Origin of the sequence: Acetobacter thailandicus, assembly GCF_011516655.1 — a bacterium.
Lineage (GTDB): Bacteria > Pseudomonadota > Alphaproteobacteria > Acetobacterales > Acetobacteraceae > Acetobacter > Acetobacter thailandicus.
On the sequence record NZ_WOSV01000003.1, the window covers coordinates 329666 to 346094 of the forward strand.

Genomic DNA, 16429 nt, shown 5'->3' on the forward strand with positions numbered 1-16429 from the left:
ACAGCCCTGTACCAGCTTTACACTTCATCACTCTTTTTTACTCCGGCACAGATACAGCCTCACCATCATCCTCACTTTCTGCTGTTGATGCAGCTGAAAGCAACGGTGGGACGTCTCTTAAAAGTTCTTCGCGAGCCGGAAGATCCGATAACGCACGCAAACCAAAATAACGCAAAAAGTCAGGTGTGGTACCCCATAAAACAGGCCTGCCAGGAATTTCCTTACGCCCGCGTGGCGAAATCAGCGACGCCTCAATAAGCGTATTCATCACATTCTGCCCGAGCGTTACACCGCGTATCTCTTCTACATCAACACGTGTGCAGGGCTGGTGATAGGCAATAATTGCCAGTGTCTCCATCACCGCACGAGGCAACCGCCGCGGACGCTCCATAACCCGTGTCAGGACATGAGCAAGGTCAGGCGCGGTGCGAAACTGCCAGCCTCCGGCAATTTCGACAAGCTGCACCCCCCGCCCCTCATAACGGGCAGACAGATTTTTCAGAACAGAGAGGCTAAATGCTGCTGCGTCCTCCACCTTCTCTGGCACAAGCTGACGTACAGCAAGCAGTTCAGATACTCTCGACAACCTGACCGGCTCTGTTTCAGCAAAAATCAGCGCTTCTGCAAGACGTATGGCTTCCTCAGGCAATGAGGGCACATCCTGAACTTTAGAGATCATCATCAGCACTCCGGGTAACCGGCTGAACGGGGCTGCCCGCACTCTGACTGGCACGCACTAAAATCTGACCAAACATTTCATCCTGCCGCAACTCAAGGTTCCCTGTTTTAGCCAGCTCAAGACCTGCGATCAGAATACTGGCTTTTGCTGCACGGTTGCGATGTAATTCTTCACGGCGCGTGACAGCACCTGTCAGTGCCTGAGGCAAAAACATTTCAAGGCTACGCCAGCCAGGCGGGGCCTCACCCAGCAGGCGTGTCAGCCGCGTCAGAGCCTCTTTCACAGTCCAGAAAGAAGGCCTGGGAGGAGCATAAGGACGCTTTGCTACCGTGCGCCGCATGGCGCTCATATAAGCACGCATAAGCTGAGGGATATCAAGCACCAGACCCGAGCGGTCTATTTCGGTCAGATCTTCTGCCGTGCCGCGCTCCCATACATCGCGCCCGGTGTGAGGTCGCGCTTCAAGCCACTGAGCCAGCTGATTCATACAGGCAAGCTCTCTCAGGCGTGCCTGTAATAATTCAGCCGCCTCTTCTCCCTCCGCTGCCTGCTCGCTCTCCGGCGGTAAAAGCAGGCGCGACTTCAGCCAGGTCAGCCAGGCCGTCATCACCAGCCAGTCAGCAGCCAGTTCAAGGCGAATATGACGTACCTTTTCAACAACGATCAGATATTGCTCAACAACCTGAAGCACTGAGATACGACTTAAATCGACTTTTTGTGCACGAGCGAGTTCAAGAAGGAGGTCAAGGGGGCCTTCATACCCCTCAAGCCGCAACACAGGAGGATGCAACAAAGCGGCATCCTGCTGCTCCGTCTCCGCTGCGGTTGAGGAAGGCAGAGCCAGCGGCTGGTGCTGGTCTGCACTATCAGATTTTTTATCTGTCATTGTGCAGACCACACCAGCCTTAGCATGACGTTAGTGAACCTGTGTGCAGGCCAGCCCACGTTCACGCACAGCACTACAAAACGCACGTGTATCAGCTGAAGACGCAAAACCTGTCACACGCAGACGATAAAAAATTGCATTATCACGCTGTATTTTTTCGACTGACGGTTTACGTGAGCCAAAAAGGTCAGAGTAGCGCGTCTGCAGCCTTGTCCACTCTTTCATAGCCTGCTCCGGTGATTGCAAAGCCGCAAGCTGCACCTGATATTTCCCACCGGATGAAGCGGGTGCAACAGGCTGCGTTGCTGTGACCACCTTTTTCTCAGGTACTTTTTTTACCGGTTCGATCGGTGCCTGAGGCGGTGTTTTATCATCCACCGGAGCCTCAGGAGTTTCAGGCGCAGGCAGGGCATCAGACTGAATCACCGGATCCTGACTATCTGCAGGCTGCATCACACCAGCCGCAGCTTTATCGTCATTTTGCGCAACAGCAGAAGTGTCAGGAGCGGCAGGAGGAGTCTGGCTCTGCTCTGTACCGGCTGGTGCGCCGGCAACATCAGGCGATGCACCTGCACTGCCAGCAGTCGTATCCTGTTTTTCTGCACTTTGCCCGTATTGCTCAGCAAGCCCGCCGGGGTTGGGCTTTTCGGGCCCGGGCGTCAGGTGGGCCTGCCCATCATCAGCCTCAGGCACAATCATATTATCAAGCTGCATACCACCCGGATCAACCGGTTTTGTGCGCATTGCGACAGATGGCGGACCAATAACGGGAATCCCCCCCTGATGGTGCCCCAGCAAAGCCCACCCGCCGATACTTACCAGCAGAAGACCACCCAGGCCTGCTGTACCATAAACAAGCCAGCGGGTGCTTGCATCGCTGTTCAGCGCATTGGTCAGAACCCGAAAAGCAGACCCGCCTGCCTTACGAGGCGGCGGCTGATGCCCCCCCATACGCTCACGCGCATAGTCAGCAGATCTGCGATTTTCCTGGTATTGTTCTTCGTTCTGACTCTGGTCGTCAGACATCAGCGCATTTCCTCTACTGGTTCGACACCCATTACAGCCAGACCTGAACGAATAACCGTTGCCACAGCAGCAACAAGAGCCAGGCGGGCACGGGTTGCCTCAGGCGCTTCAGGCTGCAAAAAGCGTAAAGCTGCATCGTCACGCCCGTGGTTCCACAAAGAGTGAAAATCACCGGCAAGATCCGTCAGATAAAAAGCAACACGATGCGGCTCTCTGGCCTGAGCGGCGGCTTCAACAAGACGCGGCCACTCAGCCAGGCGGCGGATAAGAGCCATTTCAACATCGGCACTCAGCGTATCCAGCGGCACTGCAGCTAAAACTTCAGCATCAGTTGCGCCATAGCTACCCTCTTCAGTCGCGGCACGTAAAACAGAACGACACCGGGCATGAGCATACTGCACATAAAAAACCGGGTTATCACGCTGCTTTGCCACAACATGATCAAGATCAAACTCCATCTGCGCATCGCTCTTGCGGGTCAGCATAGTAAAGCGCACAACGTCCTTACCGACTTCGTCAATCAGGTCACGCAGCGTGACAAATGTGCCTGCCCGTTTGGACATTCTGACAGGCTCACCATTTCTCAGAATATGAACGATCTGACACAGCACAACCTCAAGCGGTGTGCTGCCACCGGTTACAGCTTTCACTGCGGCTTTCATACGCTTAACATAGCCACCGTGATCAGCACCCCAGATATCAATCATCACCTGGGCACCACGTGCAACCTTATCAGCATGATAGCCAATATCATTCGCAAAATAGGTATTGGTACCGTCAGATTTTTTCAGAGGACGGTCAACGTCATCACCAAAGTCAGTCGCACGGAAAAGAAGCTGCTCGCGTTCCTCCCAGTCATCAGGAAGCTTACCTTTAGGAGGCTCAAGCACACCCTCGTAAAGCAGGCCTTCTTTTTCAAGGTGAGCAATGGCAGCATCAACAGCCCCGTCACGCAGCACCTGCGCCTCTGACGTAAAGACATCATGCTTCACACCCAGGGCGTGCATGTCTTCTTTAATCGCCACCAGCATATGAGCTACAGTGAAGTTGCGAACGGTACCGAGCCATTCACTCTCAGGCAGAGGGGCCGCGTCATCACCCGCCAGAGTGCGACCATATTGCCCGACCAGATCCTCACCCACAGGAATGAGGTAATCCCCTTTATACTGAAGACCATTAGGTGTCAGAGCCGCAAACTCGTCTTCCGTCAGCTTTGTGCCCAGCGCCTGAAGATAACGCCAGTAAGCTGCCCAGGCCAGAGCCCTGACCTGAGTGCCGGCATCATTAATATAAAATTCGCGGGTTACATCAAAACCGGTTTTTGCCAGCAGGCTGGCTGTAACATCGCCCACAACAGCGCCACGGCAATGCCCGACATGCATTGGCCCGGTAGGGTTTGCTGAAACGTACTCAACATTAACCTTTACCCCGTTACCGGTCTGAGCATCACCATATGCCTCACCCGCTTTAAGGATAACCGGCAGAATATGACGCAATGTATCGGGCTTAAGTGTGAGGTTAACAAAACCAGGACCAGCCGAAGCCGCACTGGCTACCCCTTCGGTTTTTTCAAGCAGAGCTGCGAGTTCACCTGCAATATCAGCAGGCTTGCGGCGTGCAGTTTTTGCCAGCAAAAGGGCCGCATTTGTCGCCATGTCGCCGTGTGAAGGGTCTCGCGTTGGAGTGACCTCAATACGGGCGAGTGTTTCTTCGGGCACGTCAGGCAACAGTGTATGCACTGCGGCAAGAACCTGGTGACGATAATGCTGGAACAAACACTCTGACATACGCGTAAAAATCCTAATACAAAACGATACAACGCCGGGGTTTCAACCTGTTACTGACAGGTCCGTCAAGCGGCGATACTCATCAATAGCAAAACGGTCGGTCATAGACGCCACATAATCGGCCACTGTACGACGCAAAGCCATATCATTGCCAGAAGGGGCTCTCTCACGCCAGACATCAGGCAGCAGATCAGGCGACTCCGTCAGCACAGTAAACAGACCAGAGGTAACCTTTCTGGCTTTATACCCCATGCGGTTAACCCGCCAGTGCCTGTAAAGCCGGGCAAAGAGGAATTTTCGAATTCCTTTATTTGCTGCCCACATTTCGGGGCTGAAAGCAATAACAGGCTGCGAGGCTGCACGAATATCCTCAACGCTCTGGGGGGCGAGGTCCTGGAGGTTCCTCCGCGATGTCACCAGCACGTCTGTCACCAGAGCATTGATTACCCTGCGCACAACCTCATGGCGGATACGCTGCGCTTTTTGTGGCACATCAGTATAATCAGCTGCAATCCTGCGCACTTCAGCCAGAATACCCCCGACCAGAGGCACATCAGTAAGATCATCAAGTGTCAGCAGGCCCGACTTCACACCATCATCAAGGTCGTGACCATGATAGGCAATATCATCGGCCAGAGCAGCAACCTGCGCTTCAGCTGACGCAAAGCCGGTAAGGTCAAGCGGCCATGCCGCATCAAACTCACGCAGCCATGGACCTGGCTTTTTAACCGGCCCGTTATGTTTGGCCAGCCCTTCTATCGTCTCCCATGTCAGGTTCAGACCGTTAAACGTGAGGTAGCGCCGCTCAAGCAGCGTAACCTGACGCAGTGCCTGCGTATTATGATCGAACCCTTCCCAGTTATACATCAGCTCGGCCAGGGCATCCTCTCCCGCATGACCAAAAGGAGTATGCCCAAGGTCATGCGCCAGAGCCACCGCTTCGGTCAGATCTTCATCAAGGTGTAAAGCACGCGCCATAGAGCGGGCAACCTGTGCCACCTCGAGAGAATGCGTCAGCCTGGTACGAAAAAAATCACCGACATGATTAACAAAGACCTGAGTTTTATACTGTAACCGCCTGAAGCCTGAAGAATGTACCACCCGGTCCCTGTCACGCTGCCAGGGAGAACGCGTAAGTGACTCAGCCTCATCGTACTGCCTGCGACCACGCCCCTCCCCTCTCTGCACGGCATAAGGCGCACATGTTGCGAGATGTTCCTGTAAAGACATTCTTTCTCCTGCCCGACCTGCTGCAAAGCCCGCTGACAGAAGAGCCAGAAGGCGGTTATAAACAGGCATAATAGGGCATTGTTCAAAATTTCACCAACTTCTCTGCATTTTCCCCTTCAAACACCTTTACCGGAACGCTATTTATAACAGCATGACCCAGCCACAGCCCTTCTCCGTCTCCGATGCTGCTGCCAAGCGCATTGCCTCTGTTCTTGCCAGCCGCAGGCAGTCTGCCGCGGGGCAGAATACTCCCCTGCCGGCCGCTCTGCGCGTTTCTGTTGATGCAGGCGGCTGCAACGGCTTTCAGTATCGCTTTGGCCTGATTACCCAGGCAGAGATCGCTGAAGATGATACGCACTTTGAGAAAAATGACGTGCTGGTTGTGGTTGACCCTGCCAGCCTTGAGTTACTTGAAGGTGCTCAGCTTGATTTTTCTGACAAGCTGATGGGCGCACATTTTACAGTTAACAATCCCAATGCAGCCTCATCCTGCGGTTGTGGCACAAGCTTTTCCCTCGCATGAAATTCGCCACCTGGAATGTAAATTCCGTTCGCCTGCGCCAGAACCTGATTGCAGACTGGCTGGAGCGACACGACCCTGATGTGCTGATGATGCAGGAAATCAAATGTGAAACGGCAGCGTTTCCGGCTGATTTCTTTATAGAACGCGGCTATGCCTCTGCCGTGGTCGGGCAGAAATCCTATAACGGTGTAGCCACACTGGTTAAAGGTGACAGAACAGAAATTGTCACTGACCACCTGCCCGGCTTTGATAACCCGGCAGCCCGCTATGTTGAAATACGCACGCAGGGGCTGGTCTTTGGCAACCTCTATCTGCCCAATGGCAATTCAGGCGGAGAAGAAGGATACGCCACCAAGCTGGCCTTTTTTGAAGCACTGACAGCGCGGGCTGAGCACTATCTGCGCGAAGAAACTGATTTTATCTTTGCCGGAGATTATAATGTCTGCCCCGCAGCCGGCGACTGTGCGCCCGGAGCCCTCGCACCCGATGATGCTCTGGTCCGGCCACAGACACGTGCAGCCTTCCGCCGTCTGATCTGGCTGGGGCTGACAGATGCTCTGCGCGCACTGCACCCGACAGAGACACTCTACACTTTCTGGGATTATCAGGCCGGAGCATGGCAGCGAAACAGCGGCATACGCATTGACCACGCCCTGCTTTCACCCAGGGTCGCTGAACGCCTTGTCAGCGTATTCCCTGACAAAGACGAGCGCGCTATGGAGCGACCTTCAGACCACGTGCCGCTTCTTGTCACCCTGCGCGACAAAACTGAGGGATAATTCATGACTGATACTTTTCCTTCTTTGTTTGCCGCAGCATGCGCTCTGGCTCAGGGCAAGGTCAGCAGCCGGCACCTGACAGAGCTGGCTCTGGCACGTATTCATGACAAAGAAGGAGAAGGCCGTCAGACTTTTAGCGTCGTACACGCTGACAGTGCACGAAAACAGGCTGACCTGACGGATACCCGACGCAGGGCCGGTGAGCCAATCCCCCCGCTTGCCGGACTGCTGATGTCCGTAAAAGATCTGTTTGACGAAGCAGGCAGCATCACCAGGGCCGGCTCAGTCGTACTCAGTGATGCCCCGCCGGCACAGCAGGATGCGCCTGCCATTGCTCTGGCCCGTCAGGCTGGCCTTATTTCTATCGGACGGACAACAATGACGGAGTTTGCTTTCTCCGGCGCTGGCATGAACCCGCATACCGGCACCCCGGCAAACCCGTGGGACAGAGCAAACAGGCGTATTCCGGGCGGCTCATCTTCCGGAGCGGCAGTTTCTGTCTCTGATGGTATGGCTTTTGTGGGTATAGGCAGTGACACCGGGGGGTCATGCCGTATTCCCGCAGCGCTGACGGGGCTTACCGGATATAAACCAACAGCCAGCCGCATTTCAACCAGAGGAACTGTCCCGCTTTCCTCAACTCTTGATTCTGTTGGCAGTCTGGGCCGTACTGTATCATGCTGCTGGGCTGCAGACCGTGCGCTTGCAGGCCTGCCTGTTGACTGGAGCGCACGACCTGAAGCCCGCAAAACCAGCCGGCCACGCCTGGGTGTACTACAAAGCTATGTGCTGGACGGTATGGATGACACTGTTGCCAGCACGTGGCATGCCGCACTGAAGCAGCTGGAGAAATCTGGTGCCATTCTGGAAGATGTATGCTTTAGCGAGCTTGAAAATTTACCGCAGATTAACCGGCTCGGGGGCTTTCCTGCACCTGAATCCCTCGCGTGGCATGCCCCGCTGCTGGAGCATAAATCAGAAGCTTATGATCCCTTTGTGCTCAAACGCATTTTACGCGGCAAAGAACAAAGTGCGGTTGATTACCTGACACTGCAACACGAACGGCAGGCACTTATTAACAGGGCAGCGCAGGTCATAGCCCCCTATGATGCACTTATCATGCCAACAGTGCCGGTTATTGCACCACATATTGCTGACCTCGTGGCAGATGAAACACTGCTGACACGTACTAACCTGCTGCTGCTGCGAAACCCGACTGTTGCCAACTTTATCAATGGCTGTGCTATCAGCCTGCCCTGCCACGCAGCCGGCGCTGCCCCTGTAGGCCTTATGGCCATGCAAACAGGCCACAAAGACTCTCACCTGTTTCATGTTGCGGCGTGGCTTGAAGAGGCTTTAAGGCTCGGAAAACAATAACCAGGCTCAGGACTCATTCTTTGAGATAGAAAATGAAGCTTGCAGCGATATGGATTGCGGACATGAAGGTATGAGCGCAGCGGTCGTATCGTGTTGCCACCCGTCGCCAGTCTTTAAGCTTTGCGAACATGTTTTCGATCAGGTGACGCTTTTTATACAGATGCCAGTCGTAAGGTGGCTTTGATTTCCGGTTCTTTTTCGGCGGAATACAGGCTGTGATAGTGCGTTCTGCAAGCCATAACCTGATCCTGTTGCTGTCATAGCCCCTGTCCCCGATGATTTCTTCTGTCTTGTCGGGGAGATCTGCCAGCAGCACGTCTGCGCCTTTGAAGTCACTGACCTGTCCTGCAGTCAGATGCAGGCGGACAGGCCGCCCCTGATCATCGCACATGGCATGCAGTTTTGAGTTCAGACCGCCTTTTGCGCGTCCGGTATGGCGGGGAAAAGCCCCTTTTTGAGGAGAGACGCTGCCATTCTGTGCACTTTAAGATGTGTGGCATCGATCATCAGGCGCTTCGAACGGCCCGCCTGTTCTGCCAGGGTTTTAAAGATCCTGTCAAAGACACCCAGGCGGCTCCAGCGGATGAAGCGATTATATAAAGTCTTGTGCGCTCGGGCTGCGGTTGGGAGATGCTGCCAGTACATTTTGGTCCATGGCAAACCATTTACTGGTGGTTTCGCAGACTGATGCGCCGTTTTCTGTTTCAGACGATCCATGATGTCTGCCTGATGCTCGATCGTGAAGCCGCAGGACGCGAAGCCAGCCTATCCGGGGGCGTCATCGACAGCCAGAGCGTTAAGGCTCCTCATGCAAAGACCCGTGGCTATGACGCCGGCAAGAAGATCGTTGGTCGTAAGCGCCATATCGCAGTTGATACAGAGGGCCGACTGCTTCTGATTAGGCTGACGCCAGATGATATTTCAGACAGTGCAGGGGAACAGATGATCCTGGATGCCATCCGCAAACGCTGATCATGGGTGAAGCATCTTTATTGCAGATGGAGCTTATGACCGCTTTTAATTGATGGATAAAGCCGCTTTTCTCGACTTCACGGTCGAGATCATCCGGCGCTCAGATACAGCAAAAGGGTTTGAGATTCTGCCACGCCGGTGGGTCGTCGAACGCACCTTCGGCTGGATGGTCCGCTGGCGCCGTCTCGTCAAGGATTACGAGAAACGGATCGACGTTGCCGAGGCCATGATCCACATCGCTATGGGAAGCCTCATGCTTCGCAGAAACGCTCATCCATGAATTTCCAAAAAGGCTCTAAGTGCAAATCTTTTTCATCTTTTCGTTAAAACCGTATCGCGCTGCACCAAAAGAATTACTATAACGCCTGCGGCTTATCGGGCAGGAGAGAAGCAGAAGAGAAAGTCATCACTGATTACAGTTCAAAACGACAGGAAGAACAAAAAACTATTAAAAACAAATATTATAATATGAAAAAAGAAACCATAGTTTTCTGATTACCAACCTTATAGATAAAAAGACCAAATTTTTTAGAAGAGTATGGTATTTATCGATATAAATATTAACTGAAAAAAATATAAGAAAGAAAAAATACCATCTATAAATGATATTCTTGATGGTATTGGACATGCATCTTGGAATTTTTCTACATCTCTTGCTAATGGATTAATTAGATTTTCTGATGATATATTACCGTTTGTACCTGGGGTTGACTCATCCTTAATGAAAAAATCTTTTAATGATTACCAGCAAGATTTAAGAATGATTAAAGCTTTAAAAGATTTAATTAGTCATAAAAAAAATATATGAAATTCTAAAAATTATAGTAGAATATTTTGTTGAAAATATTGATTATAATAAATTAATAGAAATTGAAAATAGAATAAAAATTTCAAATGAAAAAAAGAACATATTATAAATAATTTAAGTAATTTTTCTATTGAATTTGTTACAAAATATGAATTGCAAAAAATTATTACAGATAGAATAATATATGCTATAGTTGAAGACGTAGCTGTGTCTACCGCAATATCAAAGATATGTTCTTTTGCTGCGTCGCAAACATTAACAGTTATTGCCATAGAAGGTATGCTTAAAAAAGCAGGAGATGCGTCAGATAGACTTAAAGTTAAATATCCTGGTTTATGGTACAGGCTTTCCACGAAAGGATATGATATGTTGTATTTTATTTTTAAAAATGAATTAAATAAAATATTTCTTTTTTAAATTTACAACAAAATATGTTTAAAAATGAATAAAAAATATAGTTTTTTGTTTTTTGATTTTATAATTAATATTTTTATGGGAATAATAAGTGTTTTAACTACATATTTAACTATAATAACAGCATTAATGTTTAATGGTTGGAAAGAAGTTATAGTTCCAATATTTGCTTTTTTAACTGGAGCTCATATTTATATTTTTTTAGGCAAATTAAAAAAGAAAAGATTATTTCATAATAAAAAATGAAATTAATTTTTTTATAAACTTATCCTTGCCTTTTTTGACAAAAAAGCAAACAGTGTTTCCTACGGCGTGTCGTCAGTTAAGCAGGATGATAACTGAAACGAACTGGACGGCTGCGAGGAACGTTGATTTCATCTTGTCGTAGCGCGTTGCGATAGCGTGGAACTGTTTGAGTTTATTGAAGAACCTCTCGACAAGGTTACGCTCCCTGTAAAGAGCGAAGTCAGTTTCCCGTCGTGTCATTCTGTTGCGTTTATGCGAGATAACAGGGGTAATCCCGCACTCTGTCAGTTTGTCGGTGAGCCTGTCTGCATCATAAGCTTTGTCTGCGAGGAAAGCATCCGGATCGATGTTTTCGAGCATCGGTTCTGCCTGGCTGATATCTGCGTCCTGCCCCGGTGTGATATTGATCTCCACCGGATTGCCCAGGGCATCGCAGATGGCGTGGATCTTTGTGCTCAGTCCGCCTCGTGATCGTCCGATAGCCTGATCCGAGCCCCTTTTTTGAGAGCTCCGGCACTATGCTGATGCGCCCGGACAATCGCGCTGTCTATCATCATGTATTCATTGTCATGACCGGCCGCCAGATAACGAAAAATCCGCTCAGTAACACCACTTTCACAGCAGCGGCGCAGACGCCGGTGAATGTTCTTCCAGTCTCCGAAACGGGCTGGAAGATCACGCCAGGGGATGCCGGCACGATAGCGATACAGTAATGCCTCCACGAACAGACGGTTGTCCGTCGCCGTGCCACCAACATGACCTTCACGACCGGGAAGAAGGCCTTTTATCCGGTCCCATTGATCATCGCGTAAACCGTAGCGCCGCATCCGTTTCTCTCCTCCAAAACCGGGAAAATAGTCAGCACAGAACGCCGGAAAGTAAAACCCTCACCTGCCAAACTCAGGGCTTAACTGACGACACGCCGTAGAAATGATTTTATATTTTCCTTGGCCAGTAAACTGATTTCGGCTGATCAGAGGTCCTGTTGTTTATGATGAGGCGATAAACCGTTTTCTGACATACCTGCGCCCCGACCAGAAAAGGCAGCTACCGTTAACCGTAATCTTGATAATGTTGTCAGAGCCCGGATTGATCCGGCAACGGAGAATTGTAGCATGAGCCTTCCTGATGGTACGAGAAAAGCAGGTAGCATCAGTCTGCCTGGCGGACGAAGCCACATCACTCTGCCAGCTGACAGTCTCGGCAATTTCGAGATTCTCCGATGATCCCCGTCACAGCAGAGATGATCAATGCCGGTGACATTGATGAAGAATATGCTGACCTGATGAAGCGTATCACCTTCCTGCTCGATCTGTGGCACGATAAACCAGCCAGTAATAATGACCCATACGGGCGTATGGTCTATTTCCTGCTCTGGCTGCGCCAAGAGGTTCAGGCACGGCGCATACCAATACCTCTTGATCGCTCTTACCTTGGCACTCTCAAATATCTGACAGGGTCAGGAGATGTCCGTGATTCTGATGATGTCGGCCGGGCTATGGGAGAGATAATTCACATTCTTCAGGGACGTGGGCTGATCAAGCCGCGTCATTACCCGCTGCTGGTCTCTCTGATGGATGATTTTATCGCTGCTGTAGAGAAAAACAGGCCAGGTCTGGCAGAAACTGATGCGTTCTTCAGAGAATATTGCCAGAAGCGTGATGACATTGTTGCCGGCACCCTCAAACCACCTATCGAACCCACAAAAGAACGAAACCGTTTTGACTTTGCCAGCGCAAAATCTCTGGCGCCGGTATTACCAGGAGAGACGAACTTTGACTTTGGGTTGAGGCGGCAAATGATTCGTACAACCTATCCCCTTATGGGATATCGCCCGCTCAATGTCTACAAACCTCCCATGCCAGCCCCTGTACCTGGCCTTGAGCGCATGGCGCCGGATTTTACAGCTCTGCGTGACCAGGAGAGGAGGAAGGCCGCCGGAGAAGATAAGTAACGCCTTAATAAAAAGGGTTTATTATAATTCCCTTTATCGAGAGTATGTTCTCAACTGGCAGCCATGAAGAAAACAGAAATGCATTTTGAAACGACAATAAAAAATTAAATCTCATGGCTGTATCTTATAAATACAGCGTATAAATTCTCTCCTCCCGAGAAAAACCTCTCACATTAAAAAATAAACCTAAATAAAATAGCTGGAGATCTTGGTTATTATAATTTTGTGCGACCAATTAAAGGAAGACGTGCGAGCATATTTTTTAGCGCCAGAGCATCCCACGGCATATGTTCAGCAATACCCAAACCAACCACATCAGCTATTTCTGATATATCATTCAGTAGTTGTATCACCTGCGCCATTGATACTTCCCCCTGCGCGATACCCTTAAAGGTATCAGGCGGCACATTGGGCTGAGCAAAAAGCACAGAATGAAAAAAACGTGGATTGAAAACATCGAGATCTAAATGAATAGCTAAATACTTTGCTCCTGTTGATCTGAACCAGTCCAGAACAAGTTTACTTCCCTTTTGCGCCAGCTCTTCAGGCCCTGCATTTTTCAGGCCCAGACGTTTAATTTCACCGGCCTCCCACTCAGTCGGGTCATGTAGTCCGGCAAATAAAACATTCTCTGGCTTAACAGGGTAAGCCACAGCTTGTGTGAAATCTGCATCCCCCAGCCCCAGCAAATTTCCAAGAACCATGGCGTGGGCATGATTAAAGTGTTCTGGTGTCATAATGTCCGGGTGTGTATCAACCCACAGTACGGCCAGTTCATCCTTGTAACGCTCACTAAGATAAGCAAACGGGGCAAGATCTACCAGGCAATCCCCTCCCAGAACGACCAGACGATCAGGGTTGTGCTTATCAATCAGACCGCGTGCAGTATGAAGCTGCTCAAGTAATACCTGGCGCCCTACTATTCCATTTTCTTCAGATAAAGGTTTCTCCGTCGGTGCCTTAACAGGTACTTCTTCAACCGGTCCATTTGTGACTGGTGCAAGCCAGCTTAGAAGCTGAGAACCAAAAAAATAAGGAGGGTTATTACCACCCTGCCATTGAGGAAAAAGAAGACGGAGTGTTTTATCTGAGGAGAGAGTCATGGATTTCTTTTTCTACGTAGACGTTAGATACAGATACACATTTAAACTTTTACAACTCAGCAGCTATTATAACCCACTTAATCTGACAGCGCTTTAATAACAGGGTAAAAAATTCGCTCTCCCGGCGGGTATCAGCCCTTTGTCTAACCTGCTCAGACATTATAAGCCCTGAGCAAACATATCCACCGTCTTCAGACCTTCGTCCGACGAAACAGGGTGCCCCCTCTCCAGGTCACTGTGACACTTGGTTACCTCCGTGCTATTTTTTGTGTAACATAGGCACAGAGCACACAGGGGTTGGGTCATAGCACCCGATACATCTGACACACTTCTTACTGGCGGAGAGTAACCCGTTGAAACTGCGTTTACGTCAGCTTTATATGATCGCACCCTGTGTCAGCATAATATTGTGCGCTCAACCGCAAAGAGGCTTTGCCGCCGACACCCCTGCCCCTCCGGTCGTTCTGCCTCACCCCACGACATTACAAATCACACAAACGCAGCCCATTGCTCTGCCACAGCATATTCAGCTTATATGGCACGGACAAAAAACACCTGTGCTGACAGCCGCAGTTGCACGCTTTCATACACGACTTGAAATGCTCTCCGGCACCAAAATTTCATTCTCAGCAGCGGCTCAAAAAACACATAACTTTGCTCTTGTTATCTCATGCCCGGAGAAAGGAGATTTCTTCCCTTCCCTCGGCATGAACGAAGCTTATTCCCTCAAAGTCAGCCCGGCCGGAGCTGAAATTTCAGCACAAAGCGCCGCTGGCATTCTGCATGGCCTCACCTCACTGCTCCAGCTGGTCAGCCAGACCTCAGCCGGGCCAGTGCTGCAACCGGCAACCATGACAGATGCTCCGCGCTTCAGGTGGCGTGGTCTGATGCTCGATGTCAGCCGTCATTTTATGAGCCTGTCCACCATCAAACGGCAGATTGATGCCATGGAAATGGTTAAGCTCAACGTGCTGCACCTTCATTTATCAGATGGCCAGGGTTTCCGTGTCGAAAGTAAGCTTTTCCCGCGCCTGCAAAGCATATCCTCACACGGACAATATTATACACAGGATGAGGTCCGCGCCCTCATCCACTACGCTGCCGAGCGTGGCATTCGTATCGTTCCGGAATTTGATACACCTGGCCACAGCTTTGCCCTGCTTGAAGCTTATCCGCTTTATGCCGCTCAGGCCCCGCTCAACATGACTGACCGGGCAGAACGGAACCGGGCGGCCCTCGACCCGACAAAACCTGAAACATACGAATTCATTTCAAAGCTTTATGGCGAAATGGCAGCCCTTTTTCCCGATGCCTACTTCCATATTGGCGGGGATGAAGTTGTCGCAAAACAATGGACTGAAGCGCCCGCAATTTCAGCCTATATAAAACAACACAAGCTAAATGGCCCGGCAGAACTCCAGGCAGAATTCACCACCAAAGCTATCGATATGCTGAGTAAAGACCACAAGACAGCGATCGGATGGGACGAAATTACAGCAGCATCTATCCCGCAACGCACTGTTGTTGAAGTCTGGCGTGGCGCAGCGCACACTGCAGAAGCGACGGCAGACGGCCACCCTGTTATTCTTTCAGAGCGTTATTATCTCGACCGTCTCCTGCCTTCTGCTCAGCATTATCAGGATGACCCGCTAGCCTCACCTCAGAACACTTCTGAGGCAGAAGCCGCGGCTCGTACCAGTGGTCCAGGAGGTACAATCACAACGCAAAGTAAGCCGACAGATACCCAGCCTCTTTCAGAAGCCCAGAAGAAACTCGTGCTCGGGGGTGAAGCGGCTTTATGGACTGAAATTGTCTCTGAAGACATGCTGGATGCCCGCCTGTGGCCACGACTTGCAGCAATTGCTGAACGTTTCTGGTCGCAGCCTGAAAACTGCCAGCCGGATACCCTGTCTGCCCGTTTAGGTGTGACCCGGAACAGGCTGGAAACTCTTGGCATTCAAAGCGATGAAAGCACTGAAAAACGCATTACTCAGCTTGCACCGGGAAAGGAAAAAAGCGTCAGGATACTCCTTAGCGTCACCAGCCCGGTAAGAAATTATGCTCACAACCACGAATTTCTGCAAATTCGCCATAAACAGACAGCAACCGAACAGCAACTAAATACCCTTGCCGATATTGCCAGCCCTGACTCGCCACAGGCAGAAAGCTTTAACAAGCGGGCAGCAGCGTTCATGGATGGGCAGATAGAACTCAGAGACTCACTGATTACTGATCTGCAGCTCTGGTCGGGTAATAATGCCCGGTTTATAAAGGCCGCAGCCCGCTATCCGGCTTTGAAAGACGGACTTCAGGCCTCAGCACTCCTCCATGACCTTGCAATGGCGGGGCTGGCAGCCCTGGGTGACAAGCGCACACTGCACTGGCGTAACAAAGGATGTGCTGCTGTTCAAATCGCAAAGGAACAGATTGCAGCATCAGAAAATATAAAAATCGTTTCAAAAACCCAGCAGCCTGAAGGAGATCTTCTTCAGGATATTACACCGGGAGTAGAATCTCTCATGAGATGCTCAGAGTGAGATTTTCTAAGAATTACATGAATAAATTATAAAAATTAGTCTCCTGGAGAGCGTGTTACTGCGCTTTATACTCGCACCACGCTGACCACCTCCTCCGGTGACCATTTC

13 protein-coding genes and 2 pseudogenes are annotated in these 16429 nt (G+C 50.6%); 7 read left to right on the top strand and 8 right to left on the bottom strand.

Features of this window, described 5'->3' with window-relative positions; genetic code table 11:
* Window positions 1–37 precede the first annotated feature (37 nt).
* The 5 genes from scpB to GOB58_RS06580 are packed head-to-tail and all read right to left on the bottom strand — an operon-like array spanning window position 38 to window position 5608.
* Complete coding sequence (gene scpB, locus GOB58_RS06560; protein WP_173559648.1) at window positions 38–682, bottom strand: SMC-Scp complex subunit ScpB; 645 nt, start codon at window positions 680–682, stop codon at window positions 38–40.
* Window positions 669–1565: a segregation and condensation protein A gene (locus GOB58_RS06565; protein ID WP_086555489.1), complete on the bottom strand. Its 897-nt coding sequence runs from the start codon at window positions 1563–1565 to the stop codon at window positions 669–671. The genes scpB and GOB58_RS06565 overlap by 14 nt, the downstream gene beginning before the upstream one ends.
* 30 nt (window positions 1566–1595) lie before the next feature.
* On the bottom strand, window positions 1596–2591 hold the full coding sequence (locus GOB58_RS06570) for an SPOR domain-containing protein (RefSeq protein WP_173559649.1): 996 nt from the start codon (window positions 2589–2591) through the stop codon (window positions 1596–1598).
* Window positions 2591–4378, bottom strand: coding sequence for an arginine--tRNA ligase (argS, locus tag GOB58_RS06575; RefSeq protein WP_173559650.1), 1788 nt, complete (start codon window positions 4376–4378; stop codon window positions 2591–2593). The genes GOB58_RS06570 and argS overlap by 1 nt, the downstream gene beginning before the upstream one ends.
* A gap of 42 nt (window positions 4379–4420) precedes the next feature.
* On the bottom strand, window positions 4421–5608 hold the full coding sequence (locus GOB58_RS06580) for a deoxyguanosinetriphosphate triphosphohydrolase (RefSeq protein WP_086635713.1): 1188 nt from the start codon (window positions 5606–5608) through the stop codon (window positions 4421–4423).
* Between the two features lie 151 nt (window positions 5609–5759).
* Here GOB58_RS06580 and GOB58_RS06585 point away from each other — a divergent pair, with 151 nt between their 5' ends.
* The 3 genes from GOB58_RS06585 to GOB58_RS06595 are packed head-to-tail and all read left to right on the top strand — an operon-like array spanning window position 5760 to window position 8287.
* On the top strand, window positions 5760–6131 hold the full coding sequence (locus GOB58_RS06585) for a HesB/IscA family protein (RefSeq protein WP_086555486.1): 372 nt from the start codon (window positions 5760–5762) through the stop codon (window positions 6129–6131).
* Window positions 6128–6910: an exodeoxyribonuclease III gene (gene xth, locus GOB58_RS06590; protein ID WP_173559651.1), complete on the top strand. Its 783-nt coding sequence runs from the start codon at window positions 6128–6130 to the stop codon at window positions 6908–6910. The genes GOB58_RS06585 and xth overlap by 4 nt, the downstream gene beginning before the upstream one ends.
* A gap of 3 nt (window positions 6911–6913) precedes the next feature.
* A complete protein-coding gene (locus tag GOB58_RS06595) occupies window positions 6914–8287 on the top strand; it encodes an amidase (protein ID WP_173559652.1) in 1374 nt (457 codons plus the stop codon).
* A gap of 13 nt (window positions 8288–8300) precedes the next feature.
* On the opposite strand, the pseudogene GOB58_RS13335 reads toward GOB58_RS06595, so the two are convergent.
* A pseudogene (locus GOB58_RS13335) lies at window positions 8301–9004 on the bottom strand (IS5 family transposase).
* On the opposite strand from GOB58_RS13335, the pseudogene GOB58_RS06605 reads away from it, so the two are divergent.
* Together GOB58_RS06605 and GOB58_RS06610 are read left to right on the top strand one after the other, a co-directional pair.
* Window positions 8891–9539 (top strand): annotated as a pseudogene (locus GOB58_RS06605) (IS5 family transposase); the annotation flags it as partial. The pseudogenes GOB58_RS13335 and GOB58_RS06605 sit on opposite strands and share 114 nt — an antisense overlap.
* A 681-nt stretch (window positions 9540–10220) precedes the next feature.
* Window positions 10221–10484 carry a hypothetical protein gene (locus GOB58_RS06610; RefSeq protein ID WP_206752256.1) on the top strand — a complete coding sequence of 88 codons (264 nt, stop codon included), beginning with the start codon at window positions 10221–10223 and terminating at the stop codon, window positions 10482–10484.
* A 315-nt stretch (window positions 10485–10799) separates the two neighbouring features.
* On the opposite strand, the gene GOB58_RS06615 is transcribed toward GOB58_RS06610, so the two are convergent.
* Window positions 10800–11554, bottom strand: a protein-coding gene (locus GOB58_RS06615; RefSeq protein WP_173559654.1) for an IS5 family transposase whose coding sequence is annotated in 2 segments (ribosomal slippage) — window positions 10800–11215 and window positions 11215–11554 — 756 coding nt in all. Because the reading frame shifts where the segments join, the coding sequence is not laid out codon by codon here.
* A gap of 395 nt (window positions 11555–11949) precedes the next feature.
* On the opposite strand from GOB58_RS06615, the gene GOB58_RS06620 reads away from it, so the two are divergent.
* Window positions 11950–12681 (top strand): hypothetical protein, encoded by a 732-nt coding sequence (locus GOB58_RS06620; protein WP_173559655.1) that lies wholly within the window; start codon window positions 11950–11952, stop codon window positions 12679–12681.
* A gap of 215 nt (window positions 12682–12896) precedes the next feature.
* On the opposite strand, the gene GOB58_RS06625 is transcribed toward GOB58_RS06620, so the two are convergent.
* The gene (locus tag GOB58_RS06625; protein WP_173559656.1) at window positions 12897–13784 is read right to left on the bottom strand and encodes an arginase family protein; all 888 of its coding nucleotides are present in this window, start codon (window positions 13782–13784) and stop codon (window positions 12897–12899) included.
* Between the two features lie 353 nt (window positions 13785–14137).
* On the opposite strand from GOB58_RS06625, the gene GOB58_RS06630 reads away from it, so the two are divergent.
* Entirely contained in the window at window positions 14138–16321 is a 2184-nt protein-coding gene (locus tag GOB58_RS06630; RefSeq protein ID WP_173559657.1) for a beta-N-acetylhexosaminidase, read from the top strand.
* Window positions 16322–16429: the final 108 nt, after the last annotated feature.